The organism is Nonomuraea sp. NPDC050786, from assembly GCF_040654115.1.
In the GTDB taxonomy this organism is placed as follows: Bacteria; Actinomycetota; Actinomycetes; order Streptosporangiales; family Streptosporangiaceae; genus Nonomuraea.
In genome coordinates, this window is sequence record NZ_JBFAHJ010000068.1 from 1 (window position 1) to 12,750 (window position 12,750).

The window sequence follows — 12,750 nt, forward strand, 5'->3', positions numbered from 1 at the left end:
GCTCCAGCCCGTCGATCAGCGTGATCTGCCGCTCCACCAGCGTCTGGCTGCGCCGCGACAGGTTCACGAACATCGCGTTGACGTTGCTGCGCAGCTTCGACTCCTCGCCGGCGAGGCGGACCGCCTCGCGGTGGACCTCGTCGAAGGCCCGGGCGACTTCACCGATCTCGTCCTTGGTGTTGATCTCGATGGGCGGCACCCGTAGCTGTTCGGGGCGCACGTCGGTCTCGCGGAGCTGGCGGACGAGGTCGGGCAGCGTCTGGCCGGCGATCTTCAGCGCGTCGCCGCGCAGGCGCCTGAGCGGGCGTACGAGCGAGCTGGCCATCAGGGCGGTGATCGCGAGGACCAGGACGAGCAGCACGGCGACGAGGCCGATGTTGATCGCGGCCAGCTGCCTGTCGCCGCTCGCGACGTCGGCGCTCCGGGTGGCCACCTGCTCACCCAGCGACTTCTGCACCTGGTGGAGCCGGTCGACGGTCTCGCTGATCGACTGGAACCAGCGGTCGACGTCGTTCGTGGTGGAGCTGTCCAGCCTGCGCAGGGACTGGTGGTTGTTCGTCAGCAGCACGGCGCGGGCGATGTAGAACTCGGCGCGGCCGATCTTCACGCTGGCGACCGTGTTGTCGAACATCTGCCGCTGCGGCTGCGTGGCCACGGCGAGGAACGCGGCCCGCTCGCTCTCACGCCGGGAGCGGGCGTCGAGGAAGGCGTTGAACTCCGGCTCCTCGAAAGAGCCTCTGGTCAGCGCGATCGTCAGAAGGGCGCGCTGCTTGGATGCCTGCTCCTCCGCACGGGCGATGGCGCGGAGCGCGGAGCTCGTGGCGATGAGCTCCTCGTCGGTCGCTCCCTGCCCGAGCTCCTCGTAGAGCTGGAGCATGTCGGCGATCGTCTCGGAGTACTTCTCCATCGTCGGCAGCGGCGGCAGCTGCGAGCCGGCGACGGTGGCGCGCAGCGAGGCGAGCTGGCCGAGGCGGGTGCGGATGCGCTCCAGGTTCCTGCGACCGGTGTCGGACAGTGACGACTCGCCGGTCTTCGCGATCTGCAGGGTGCGGCCGACGCTGGCGTCCACGATCTCCTGCTGGCTCTTCAGCCGGTCCCGGTCGGCCGTGCTCCGGTTGGAGGCCACGAAGCGGGCGGCCAGGTCACGTTCGAGACCGAGGTCGCGGGACAGCTCGCCGAGCTGCGTGACCAGCGCGCCCACCTGGCTGATCTGCTGGTACTGCTGGGCGCTGTTGATGGAGCTGGCGACGCGCAGCCCGCCCAGGATCACGCCCACGAGCGTGGGAACGGCGATGAGGGCGATGAGACGGGTACGCACCCGCCAGTTGCGCAGCGCGAACGGGCTACCCGACCTGGGCTGCCGCACCTCTGGTGCCTCGCCGCCCACAGAATCTTCAGGCAGGTCCGGAGCCCTGCCACGACCGGGGCCGGTCGTTGTTGTCGTCACTGATGGCAACCTCTCGCCATTGGCCTGCTTCTAGGGGGTCTCAGCGGCTTCGTCACATGGACGAGTGATCGCAGGCAAGTTCGAGGCCCAATTTGAGCACAAACCTCATACTTCAGCCAACGTCTCGTAGGCTTTCAACCGTTCCAAGTCACACATTGTTCACGTCGCAAGCTCCCGTTTACGGAGAGCAACCGCCGCATCAATCCGGACATACGGCATCAAAACGCTAAATATGCCAATATTTACACCTATAGCGTCTTACGGTCATCTTTAGCAGATAACCTTCATATTCGCGGCATGGATCTGCCGCGGCGATCTCCCCTCCGGTACGCTTCACGCCCGGCATCCTGTGCCGATCTCCAAAAGCTTCCCCTGGTAGGAGAACCCCCCCGATGACACGCAAACTGCGCTATAACGCCGTCGTTCTCGGCGTCGCAGTCGCTCTCGCCCTGACCGGCTGCAGCGGGTCCGACAAGCCCGCGGACACCTCGGCCGGCAGCAAGGGCTTGGAGAAAACCACCATCAAGGTCGGCGCTCTCCCTGTTCCGGACGCTGTATCCCTCTACCTCGCCAACGCGAAGGGCTTCTTCAAGGAAGAGGGGCTGACGGTCTCCCCGGTCATCATCACCGGTGGCGCCGCGGCACTGCCGCAGATCGAGAGCGGCGCGCTGGACATCTCGATGACCAACTACGTCTCGACCTTCCTGGCCGTCAGCACGGGCAAGAAGATCAAGCTGATCGCGGACTGCTATCAGGCCGGCCCGAACACGTTCAACATCATGGTCCCGGGGGATTCCGCGATCAAGACGGTGGCGGACCTGAAGGGCAAGACCGTCCTGGTCAACAACCTGCACAACATCTCCACCCTGGCGGTGGCGACGCAGCTCAAGGTGGCCGGCCTCAAGGAGACGGACGTCAAGTTCGCCGAGAAGCCGCTCCCCGAGATGGGCGCCGCGATCAAGAGCGGCCAGGGCGAGGCGGGCCTGCTCACCGAGCCGTTCATCACGGCCACCCAGAGCGCCAGCGGCTTCCGCAAGCTCGCCGACACCATGACCGGCCAGATGGAGAACTTCCCCATCGCGGGCTGGATGGCCACCGAGGAGTGGGCCGCGAAGTACCCGAAGACGCTGGCCGCGTTCCAGCGGGCCATCTCCAAGGCGCAGCAGCTCGCCTCGAGCGACCGCAAGCAGATCGAGACCATGCTGCCGACGTACACGAAGATCGACGCCAAGACGGCTTCGGTGATCACGCTGGGCAGCTACCCCAGTGAGCTGAACGCGAACCGCCTGCAGAAGGTCGCGGACCTCATGCTCGAATACGGCTACCTCAAGAGCGCCATCGACGTGAAGTCCGTCATCGCGGCGCCGTCGTCGAACGGATGACCGGTGCCCGACTGCTCCGCGGCGCCGTCGGCGCCGCGGGGTTCCTTGCTTTCGGGGAGGTGGTCATCCGCTTCGGGCTGCAGGGCCTGGGCACTCCTCCTCCTTCGGTCATCCTGTACGAGGCCGCGCGCATGCTGGCCGACCCCGACTTCCTCGCGGGGGTCGGCGCCACACTCACCAACTGGGCGTTCGGCCTGCTGATCGCCACCGCGGTGGCCGTGCCCCTGGGCGTGCTGCTCGGGGCGCTGGCGCCGCTGGAACGGGCCATCAGGCCGGTGCTGGAGTTCATGCGCCCGATCCCCTCGGTGGCCATCATCCCGCTCGCGATCCTGCTGATCCCGGCGGACGAGCTGATGAAGGTCTCGGTCATCGTGTACGCCTCCATCTGGCCGATCCTGATCAACACCCTGTACGGCATGCACGACGTGGACCCGCAGGCCAAGGAGTCTCTGCGCAGCTTCGGATTCGGCGAGACGGCCGTGCTCGCGAGGGTGAGCCTGCCCAGCGCGGCCCCGTTCGTCGCGACGGGGATCAGGATCGCCGCCGGCGTCGCGCTCGTCCTGGCCGTCAGCGCCGAGCTGATCGCCGGCGGCGTCGCCGGCATCGGCGTCTACGTGAACGTCGCGGGCAGCGGCAACCGGATGGACCTCATGCTGGCGGCGACGTTCTGGGCCGGCGTCATCGGCGTGATCGCCAACGTGGCCCTGCTGGCCGGCGAGCGGCGCCTCTTCCGCTGGCACCGCGTACGGACAGGGGTGGCCGAGTCATGAAAGCCCTCACCAGGCTCTGGGTGGTCCCCGCGGTGCTGGTCGTCTGGGAGCTCCTCGGGCGCGCCCTCGGCGACACCGACTTCCCGCCGCCCACGACCATCGTCGTCCGCATGTACGAGCTCTGGTTCTCCGGCCCGGCCACCCGCGTCTTCCTCACCGACGACGCGATCGGCAACATCCTGCCGAGCCTCGGCCGCATGTTCGGCGGCTGGGTCCTGGCCGCGCTGATCGGCGTGGTGGCGGGCATGCTGCTCGGGCGCTCGCGCTCGGCGACCGACTACGTGAACCCGCTGATCGAGTTGGGCCGGTCCGTGCCTCCCCCGCTGCTGCTGCCGGTCTTCCTGCCGCTGTTCGCCACCCTTGCGGGCACTCCTTCTGCCGGTCAAGCCTTCAACGCCGGGCTGGCCACGCAGCTGGCCACGATCGTGTTCGGCGTGATCTGGCCGACGCTGCTCAACTCCATCGAGGGCGCCAGGGCGGTGGACCGCACCTACACCGAGACGGCCACGGTGTTCAATCTGTCGAAGCTGCAGCGCCTGTTCGTGATCGAGCTTCCCGCCGCCTCGCCCAAGATCTTCGCCGGGCTGCGGCTCAGCCTCTCGCTGGCGTTGATCCTCATGGTGCTCACCGAGTTCATCGGCGGCACCGACGGCATCGGCTACCAGTTGCTGACAGCCCAGCGCAGCTTCGACGGCGCCGCGGTATGGGCGACGATCGTGCTGCTCGGCATCCTCGGCTTCATCGTGAACTCCCTGTTCGTGCTGGCCGAACGCCGCGTCCTCGTCTGGCATCGGCAGGCCACCCGCAATCCCTGACCCTGGAAGGACCTATGTCGCAGTCCGATGAACTCCTTTGGGGAGCCCTGGGCGACATCTCCCGTTTCGCGGCCCTGCTCACCATGGCGGAGCTGGGGCTGGCCGACCACCTGGCGCACGGTCCGCTCGACACCTCCGAGCTGGCCGTGCGCGCCGGCGCCCACGCCCCCGCGCTCCGCCGCGTCCTGCGCGAGCTGGCGAGCATGGGCCTGGTCCGCACCGCGGGACCGGACGCGTACGACCTGACGGAGAAGGGCACCGCGCTCCGCTCGGACGCCCCCGACTCCGTGCGCTCCTCGATCCGCATGCTCGGCGAGGAGAGCTTCTGGTACGCCATGGGCATGCTGCCCGCCACGGTCCGCGACGGCAGCTCGGCCTTCGTCAAGCGCTACGGTCACGTGTACGACCATCTCGCGAAAAATCCGGCTTCCAGTCGGCTGTTCAACGACTACATGACGGCCAGGGCCGCAGCGTTCACCGAGGGCCTGGCCAAGCGGTACGACTTCCCCCCGACGGCGACCATGGTGGACGTGGCCGGCGGCAAGGGCCACATCCTGGCCACGGTGCTGCACGCCAATCCGCAGATGCGCGGCATCCTGTTCGACCTGGAGCACGTGGTCGGGCACGCCACGCGGACGCTGGAGGCGGAGGGCCTGGCCGAGCGCTCCGAGGTCGTCTCCGGCGACTTCTTCGCCGGGGTCCCGGCCGGCGGCGAGGTCTATCTGCTGGCCAGCATCCTGCACAACTGGGACGACGAGGACTGCGTCAAGATCCTGCGCAACGTCCGCAAGGCCATGAACCCCGGCGGCCGCGTCCTGATCCTGGAGACGGTGCTCCCGGATGACGACAGGCCCCACCTGGGTAAGGACATCGACATGCGCATGCTGGCGATTTTCGACGGCGGCACCGAGCGCAGCCGCGACGAGTACGCGGCCCTGCTCTCCCAGGCCGATCTGGCGCTGACCGACGTCGTCGAGCTCGGCTCCGGCGCGAGCCTCATCGAGGCCAGGCCGCGCTGACCCTCTTCCTCCGGCCTCCCACCTGATGACAAGACCAAGAAAGGCGGTTGCATGAAACTGGCCAGGTTCGTAGTCGCGGGTATGGCGATCGCGCTGACACTCAGCGCGTGCGGCGGAGGAGGAGGAAGCGGCCAGACGGGCACGGGCGGCGGCGCGTCCTCCGGCGGGCTGGAGAAGACCCAGCTCCTGGTGGGCGTGGTGCCGGTCCCGTCGTCCGCGCCGCTGTTCATCGCGGAGAAGCGCGGCTTCTTCAAGGCGGAGGGCCTGACCGTCAAGACGGAGATCATCCAGGCGCCGCAGGCGGTCATGCCGAAGATCCTCAACGGCAGCATGGACGCGTTCCTGACGAGCTACGTGTCGCTGATGGCGATCAACGACTCCGGCGCGGCCAAGCTCAAGCTCTTCCAGCACAGCCAGGAGGCCGCCCCCAACGTCGCCGGCGTCGTCGTGGCCAAGGGCTCGCCGATCAAGGCGCCCGCCGACCTCAAGGGCAGGACGATCGCGGTCAACGTGCTCAAGGCGCTCGGCCAGACGCTGACCAACGCCCACCTGCAGGAGGCCGGGCTCAAGCCGGAGGACGTCAAGTACGTCCCGGTGGCCTTCGCCGACCAGCTCGCCGCGCTCTCCTCGGGCAAGGTGGACGCGGCCTGGCTGGTGGAGCCGTTCCTGACCGCGGCGAAGAAGGGCGGCGCGACGCAGCTCATCGACACGACCAGCGGCGTGACGGCCGGCGTGCCGATCGACGGGTGGGGCGTCACCGAGGACTGGCTGGCCAAGAACCCGAAGACGGCCGCCGCCTTCCACCGCGCCCTGGCCAAGGCCCAGCAGATCGCCGGCTCCGACAGGAAGGCGATCGACGAGGTGGTGCCGACGTACACGCAGATCCCGGCGGACGCGGCGGCGGCGATGACGCTCGGCAAGTTCTCGATGGAGGCCGACAAGGCGAGCGTCCAGAAGCTGGCCGACCTGCTGCACGGCTACGGCTACCTCAAGTCCAAGGTGGATGTGGCGCAGCTGTTCGCGCCCGTGAGCGGATGATCGAACACCGGCTCGGGCGGGCGGCGCTCGGAGCGCTCGGGATCGCCGCCTTCATCGCCGTCGCCGAGCTGGCCGGGCGGATGGGGCTCGTCCCCGACGTCGTGCCGCACATGTCGGCCGTGCTCGCCGCGGCGGCCGAGCTGCCGCTGGAGGCGCAGTTCAGGGCCGACGTGCTGGCCACGCTGGCGGCGTGCGCGAGCGGGCTGGCGATCGCGGTGGCGGTCGCCGTGCCCGCCGGGCTGCTGCTCGGGACGGTGCCGTTCGTGGAGCGGTCGGTGCGGCCGCTGGTGGAGTTCCTGCGGCCGATCCCGTCGGTGTCGCTGATCCCCGTCGCGATGTTCCTGTTCGCCCAGAGCCAGGACGCCAAGACCGCGCTGGTCGTCTACACCTGCACGTGGCCAGTGCTGATCAACACGCTGTACGGCCTGACCGACGTCGACCCGCTGGCCAAGGAGACCCTGCGGAGCTTCGGCTTCGGCCCGGTCGCCGTGGCGCTGCGGGTGAGCCTGCCGAGCGCGGCGCCGTTCATCGCGACCGGCATCCGGATCGCCGTGTCGGTCACCCTGATCGTCGCGGTGAGCGTGGAGCTGCTGGCGCCCGGCGACGGCGGGATCGGCGCGTTCCAGTCGCTGGCGGGCAGCGCGAACCGGCTCGACCGCATGCTGGCGGCACCCCTGTGGGCCGGGCTCATCGGGCTGGCCGCCAACCTGCTGTTCACCGTTGCCGAGCGGCGCGTGTTCCGCTGGCACCGGGCACGCACGGGGGACGCGTCATGAGCGGTCCCGGAAAGGTACTCCGCCGCCGGAGACCCGGCGGGCGGCTGGTGTGGTACTGGCTGCTGCCGGTGGCGGTGGCGTGCTGGGAGCTGGCCGCACGCTCGGCGCAGGCCGCCTACTTCCCGCCGCCGTCGCGGATCGTGGCCAGGCTGCACGAGCTCTGGTTCTCGGGGCCGGTGATGCGGGCGTTCCTGACCGACGAGGCCGTGGCCGACCTGCTGCCCAGCCTGGGCAGGCTCTTCGCGGGGTGGGCGGCGGCGTGCGCGGCCGGGGTGGCGATCGGCGTCGCGCTCGGCCGCTCCCGCTGGCTGTCGGCCCTGGTGGAGCCGCTGCTGCACTTCGGCCGCTCGGTGCCGCCCACCACGCTGGTGCCGGTGTTCCTGGTGCTGTTCAAGATCGGCACCCCGATGCAGCTGGCCTCCATCGTGTACGGCGTCGTCTGGCCCGTACTGATCAACTCCATGGACGGCGCCCGCACGGTGGACCGGCAGTACATCGAGACCGCCGCCGTCTACCGGCTCGGCCCGTGGCAGCGGCTCACCCGCATCATCCTGCCCGGCGCCTCCCCCAAAATCTTCGCCGGCCTGCGGCTGAGCGTCTCGCTGGCCCTGATCATGATGATCATCTCGGAGCTGGTCGGCAGCAGCGAGGGCATCGGGCACCGCATGCTGGAGGCGCAGAGCCAGTTCGACATCCCGGCCATGTGGGCGGGGATCGTGCTGCTGGGGCTGCTCGGCATCGTGCTGAACGCCGCGTTCCTGGGCTTCGAGCGGGCCATGCTGTCGTGGCACCGCGGAGCGCGAAGCTGAGTCAGCTCACCCGGCGCTCGTTGATCAGGGTCCGCTTCACGCACACGCCGTCCTTGATCCACTGCCAGACGCGGCTGCGTGACCTGCCGTCCTCGCTCAGCACGATCATCTCGTGGAGCCGCAGGTCCTCGTCCTCGGCCCGGTACTGCCAGCTGAGGTAGATGGTGGTCGCGTCCAGCTCCCAGAACTCGCCCTTGATCCGCTCGGTGTCGAAGCCGCACCGCCCGCCGCCCAGGTACGTCCCCGGGAACTCGTGGACCTCCGTGCGGCCGTCGTCCCAGGTGTAGCGGTTGGTCTGGTGGTAGACGGCGTCGTCCAGGATCGCGCAGGTCATCCGGACGCGGTGCCGGTCGATCAGGGTGCCGTCGCGGTCGAGGTGCAGGTATTCCCCCTCCCATTCGCCCTCGTGGCGGGCCAGCAGCGGCATGTCCGCGCGAAGTCCCATCCGCGGCTACTCCTTCGTCGTGTGCCACCACGGGTCGGCGGCGTCGGATCGGTTGACCAGGAAGGCCCGGCGGCGCAGGAACCTGCGGATGGAGGCCGTGCCCATGCGGGAGCCGCCGAGGCCCGACAGGCGGAAGGAGTGCTTCTCGCCCTCGTGCACCAGCGCGGTCAGCGCGGCGTCGTTGACGCTGATCGCGCCCGCGCGCAGCCGGGTGGCCACGGCCATGGCCTGCTCCTCCGTGGCGGCGAAGACCGCGGCCGACAGCCCGTAGACCGAGTCGTCGGCCAGCGCGACGGCCTCGTCGGCGCCCTGCACGGCCATGACCGGCAGCACCGGGCCGAACGTCTCCTCCGCCATCACCAGCATGCCGTGGTCGACGCCGGAGAGCACGGTCGGCCGGCACCAGTAACCCCCGCCGTGCCGCTCGATCTCGCCCCCCGTGTGCACGGTCGCGCCCTTGGCGACGGCGTCGGCCAGGTGCGCGGCGATCACGTCCTCCTGGCCGGGGCCGATGATCGGGCCGATGGGTCCGCCCTCGCAGGTCAGCCCCACCCTGGCGGCCTTCTCCACGAGCAGCCCCAGGAACTCGTCGTGGACCTCCCTGGCCACGTAGACGCGCTCGATCGACTGGCACGACTGCCCGGCGTTGGCGGTGCCGCCCCACAGGATCGCCGACGCCGCCCGTTCCAGGTCGGCCCCGGCCAGCACGATCGCCGGGTCCTTGCCGCCCAGCTCCAGGAACGCGGGCACGAACGCGCGCGCCGCCGACCGGGCGACGAGCCGTCCCGTCTCCACGCTGCCGGTGAACACCACGGCGTCCACCAGGTCGATCAGCGCCGCGCCCGTCTCGCCGTCGCCCTCGACGACCTCGAGCGGCAGGTCGTCGGGGACCAGCCGCATCAGCGGCTCGATGAACCTGGGCGTCACCTCGCTCGGCTTGACCAGCACCGCGCATCCCGCGGCCAGCGCGGGCACGGCGTCGATCAGGCCGAGCAGCAGCGGGAAGTTCCAGGGGCTGATCACCCCTACCAGCTCGTACGGCACCATGTCGCCGCCCACGAAGACGCCGGGCAGGGAGGCGGGGATCTCGGCCGGCGGCTCGAGGAGAGCGGGCGCCTGGCGTACCCACCGGTCGATGAGACCTGCGACGATCTGCCGCTCCAGCACCGACTCCCCCACCCTGCCGGTGTCGGCCACCAGCGCGGCGAGCAGGTCGTCGTCATCGGCCAGCGCGGCGCCGAACCTGGACAGGGCCTCGCCGGCCGGCCCGAGGCCCGTTCGCGCAGGCCGGCCGCGACGGCGGCGAGCCGGTCGGGCGGGACGGGCGCGAGCGGCCTGTCGGTCTGCCCGGTGAGCGGGTTTCTCACGTTCATGTGGTGCGGCCACGGGACATGACGCTCCTGCGATGCTCGGCGGGAGCCATTGTGATCAGGAGAGTGCCGTGGCTGTCAACGCGCTCGCGAACCGGTGGATCACCCGCCCCAGCCCGGCACGGCCATGCGCACCGAGAGCGCGTGCTCGACCAGGTTGATCAGCGCGGCCTTGACGGAGTCCTTCGACCTGGCGTCCAGCCGCACCAGGGGGATGTGCGGGGCCAGCGTCAGGGCGTCGCGCACCTCGGCGTCGCTGTGCGGATACTGGCCGTCCCAGCCGTTGACGCCCACCACGAAGGGCAGCTGGGCCTCCTCGAAGTAGTCGATCGCCGGGAAGCTGTCGGCGAGACGGCGCGTGTCCACGAGCACGACCGCGCCGATCGCACCCCGCACCAGGTCGTCCCACATGAACCAGAACCGGTGCTGTCCGGGCGTGCCGAACAGGTACAGGATCAGGTCGCGGTCGAGCGAGACCCGGCCGAAGTCCATGGCAACGGTCGTGGTCGACTTCAGCGGCGTCATGCCCAGGTCGTCGATCCCCACGGAGGCGTCGGTCATCACGGCCTCCGTCGTCAACGGCATGATCTCCGACACCGCGCCGACGAACGTCGTCTTGCCCACCCCGAAACCTCCAGCCACCACGATCTTCGTCGAGGTGAGGCCGGGGCTAGAGCCTGCGAAGTCCACTGAGCACCCTTTCGAGCAGATTAACGTCGGGCCTGCCCTCGTCCAGCTGTGGCTGATGCACGCGGACCAGACCTTCGGCAGCCATGTCAGCGATCAGCACGCGTACCACGCCGAGGGGGATCCGCAGCAGGGCCGACACCTCTGCCACGGACCGGACCTGCCGGCACAGTTGGCTGATCGCCTGGTACTCCGGCGTGATATGCGAGAACTCCCGGTGCTCGGCCGTCGCCGAGGACACCAGGGCCTCCATCGCCAGCTTGACCCGCGGCGCCGTCCGTCCGCCTGTCACGGCGTACGGGCGGACGGGCGAGGCGGGGTCAGGATTCAGCTGCGACTGGGACTGAGCCTGAGGCTGAGGCGCCCAACCGCCGCTGTTCCATCTGGGGTCTGTCACCTACATCACCTGGTCTGGCTGGCGCGCAGTTCGGCCCGCACAGCCGGAGTCAGCACCTGACCGGCGCGATCCACCATCAGCGTCATCTGATACGCCACCAACCCCATGTCACAGTCCGGGGCCGCCAGCACCGCGAGGCACGAGCCGTCGCTGATCGACATGATCAGCATCAGCCCACGCTGCATCTCCACGATCGTCTGGTTGACCGCACCGCCCTCGAACACCCTGGCAGCCCCCTGTGTCAGGCTCACCAGGCCCGACGCGATCGCCGCCAGCTGATCGGCCCGGTCGGCCGGGAAACCCGACGAAGCCGCCAGCGGCAACCCGTCGGACGAGACGACCACCGCGTGCGCGACCCCCGGAACGGTGCTGACGAAGTCGGTGATCAGCCAGTCCACCCCGCGTGCCGCGTGGCTCAGGTCGTTCATATGCCCTCCTCCCTGTCGTTGTTCTTCGGGCCAGAGGGGAACGCCCTGCCCTCGCTGATGTCGTCACGTGCCGCCCGGAAGCCCTGCTGGAAGCTGGAGAGCCGGTTGCGGATCCGATCGGGCGACACCGCCGGCATCGGTGTCACGCCCTTCGGCGCCGCCGAGGAGTCGGCGGAGCCGGGCACCAGGTTCGCCTTCGGCACCCGCTTGGGCAGGCCGGCCGCCGTCTGGCTGTCACGTACCGGCTCCACGACCGCCTCCGCGGCGCGCCAACCCTCGTCCGCCTTGCTCGAGCCCCAGTTCGCCCCGTTGTTACGGCCGAACCAGGCGGACTCCACCGCCGCGAAGATCGGCAGGTAGTCGTCCCCCGCCGAGGCCGGCGGAACGGCCGGCATGGGGCCGGTGGCGCCGGAGTCGCTCTCCTGGAACTCGAATCCGGGCCGCTGCGGCGGCATGGTGTCGCGGCCCCAGCCGCCCGGCGGCGGCTCGGGCACGGGCCGCCTGGGCAGGGCGTGGTCGCCGTTCCAGGCGGGACCTCGGGGCGGCGTCCACACGTCGGCGCTGTCGTAGCCGCCGAGCCGGGGCTCGGCCGGCCACCCGCCGGGCTCCGGCTGCCACTGCTGGGTGGCCGCCGGCCAGTTGCCGTCCGGGTTCGACGGGAACGACGGGTGGCCGGGTCCCAGCTGGTACGGAGCCTGCGGCCAGTCGGTGGCCGGAGGAGCGGCGTGCGGTGCCTGCGGCCAGTCCGTCGCCGGTGGAGCGGGATGGGGCCCCGAGTACGGCTCGTCCCTGGGCCCGCCGGACACCGCGCCGGCGAAGGCGGGCGGCTGGTTGCCGGAGAAGGACGGCGTACCGGTGAGGTTCGGGGCCTGGGAGCCGAGCATGTTCTCGGGGATGAGCACCATCGCGGTCAGGCCGCCCGAGGCGTGCGGGCGCAGCTGCACCCTGATGCCGTGCCGGTGCGCCAGCCTGGCCACCACGAACAGGCCCATCCGCCGCGACACCGACACGTCCACGGAGGGCGCGTCCGTCAGCCGCTCGTTGGCCTGGGCCAGCTCCTCCTGCGTCATGCCGATCCCGGCGTCGGTGATCGACAGCATCACGCCTCCGCCGTCGATCCTGCTGCCGGAGACCGTGACCCTGGTCTCGCGGGGCGAGAACGACAGCGCGTTCTCGACCAGCTCGGCCAGCAGGTGGATGACGTCGTTGACGGCCTGGCCCGCCACCGAGACGCCGTCGGGCACCTGGAGCACGACCCGCTCGTAGTTCTCGACCTCCGACAGGGAGGCGCGGGCCACGTCCACCAGCTTGACCGGCTGGCTCCAGCGGCGCGGCGGATCCTGGCCCGCCAGCACCAGCAGGTTCTC

14 protein-coding genes are annotated in these 12,750 nt (G+C 70.1%); 7 read left to right on the forward strand and 7 right to left on the reverse strand.

The annotated features are described in order from the left end of the window. A partial coding sequence (locus tag AB0H84_RS53225) for a nitrate- and nitrite sensing domain-containing protein (protein ID WP_357622412.1) occupies positions 1-1,366 on the reverse strand: 1,366 nt, incomplete at its 3' end. 473 nt (positions 1,367-1,839) lie between these two features. On the opposite strand from AB0H84_RS53225, the gene AB0H84_RS53230 reads away from it, so the two are divergent. Genes AB0H84_RS53230 through AB0H84_RS53260 form a run of 7 tightly spaced genes read left to right on the forward strand, consistent with a single transcriptional unit; the run spans position 1,840 to position 8,056 of the window. Then, complete coding sequence (locus tag AB0H84_RS53230; RefSeq protein WP_357622415.1) at positions 1,840-2,829, forward strand: ABC transporter substrate-binding protein; 990 nt, start codon at positions 1,840-1,842, stop codon at positions 2,827-2,829. Beyond that, positions 2,826-3,599, forward strand: a complete 774-nt coding sequence (locus AB0H84_RS53235; RefSeq protein WP_357622418.1) for an ABC transporter permease — start codon at positions 2,826-2,828, stop codon at positions 3,597-3,599. Before AB0H84_RS53230 ends, AB0H84_RS53235 begins: the two co-directional genes overlap by 4 nt. Then, positions 3,596-4,414: an ABC transporter permease subunit gene (locus AB0H84_RS53240; protein WP_357622420.1), complete on the forward strand. Its 819-nt coding sequence runs from the start codon at positions 3,596-3,598 to the stop codon at positions 4,412-4,414. The genes AB0H84_RS53235 and AB0H84_RS53240 overlap by 4 nt, the downstream gene beginning before the upstream one ends. Positions 4,415-4,428: 14 nt before the next feature. Continuing rightward, positions 4,429-5,433 carry a methyltransferase gene (locus AB0H84_RS53245; protein WP_357622423.1) on the forward strand — a complete coding sequence of 335 codons (1,005 nt, stop codon included), beginning with the start codon at positions 4,429-4,431 and terminating at the stop codon, positions 5,431-5,433. A 51-nt stretch (positions 5,434-5,484) separates the two neighbouring features. After that, complete coding sequence (locus tag AB0H84_RS53250; protein ID WP_357622426.1) at positions 5,485-6,471, forward strand: ABC transporter substrate-binding protein; 987 nt, start codon at positions 5,485-5,487, stop codon at positions 6,469-6,471. Next, complete coding sequence (locus AB0H84_RS53255; protein WP_357622428.1) at positions 6,468-7,247, forward strand: ABC transporter permease subunit; 780 nt, start codon at positions 6,468-6,470, stop codon at positions 7,245-7,247. The genes AB0H84_RS53250 and AB0H84_RS53255 overlap by 4 nt, the downstream gene beginning before the upstream one ends. After that, the gene (locus AB0H84_RS53260) at positions 7,244-8,056 is read left to right on the forward strand and encodes an ABC transporter permease (protein WP_357622431.1); all 813 of its coding nucleotides are present in this window, start codon (positions 7,244-7,246) and stop codon (positions 8,054-8,056) included. The genes AB0H84_RS53255 and AB0H84_RS53260 overlap by 4 nt, the downstream gene beginning before the upstream one ends. A 1-nt stretch (position 8,057) precedes the next feature. Here AB0H84_RS53260 and AB0H84_RS53265 read toward each other — a convergent pair whose 3' ends face one another. The 6 genes from AB0H84_RS53265 to AB0H84_RS53290 all read right to left on the reverse strand — a co-directional run. Beyond that, positions 8,058-8,501 carry a DUF3598 family protein gene (locus AB0H84_RS53265; protein WP_357622434.1) on the reverse strand — a complete coding sequence of 148 codons (444 nt, stop codon included), beginning with the start codon at positions 8,499-8,501 and terminating at the stop codon, positions 8,058-8,060. Between the two features lie 6 nt (positions 8,502-8,507). Continuing rightward, entirely contained in the window at positions 8,508-9,887 is a 1,380-nt protein-coding gene (locus AB0H84_RS53270) for an aldehyde dehydrogenase family protein (protein ID WP_357622436.1), read from the reverse strand. Between the two features lie 86 nt (positions 9,888-9,973). Further along, a complete protein-coding gene (locus AB0H84_RS53275) occupies positions 9,974-10,561 on the reverse strand; it encodes an ATP/GTP-binding protein (RefSeq protein WP_344986855.1) in 588 nt (195 codons plus the stop codon). Beyond that, positions 10,542-10,889: a DUF742 domain-containing protein gene (locus tag AB0H84_RS53280; RefSeq protein WP_221520656.1), complete on the reverse strand. Its 348-nt coding sequence runs from the start codon at positions 10,887-10,889 to the stop codon at positions 10,542-10,544. Before AB0H84_RS53280 ends, AB0H84_RS53275 begins: the two co-directional genes overlap by 20 nt. A 71-nt stretch (positions 10,890-10,960) precedes the next feature. Then, a complete protein-coding gene (locus tag AB0H84_RS53285) occupies positions 10,961-11,383 on the reverse strand; it encodes a roadblock/LC7 domain-containing protein (protein WP_020546542.1) in 423 nt (140 codons plus the stop codon). After that, positions 11,380-12,750 (reverse strand): ATP-binding protein (locus AB0H84_RS53290; protein ID WP_357622438.1); only part of this gene is annotated, 1,371 nt, incomplete at its 5' end. The genes AB0H84_RS53290 and AB0H84_RS53285, both read right to left, overlap by 4 nt.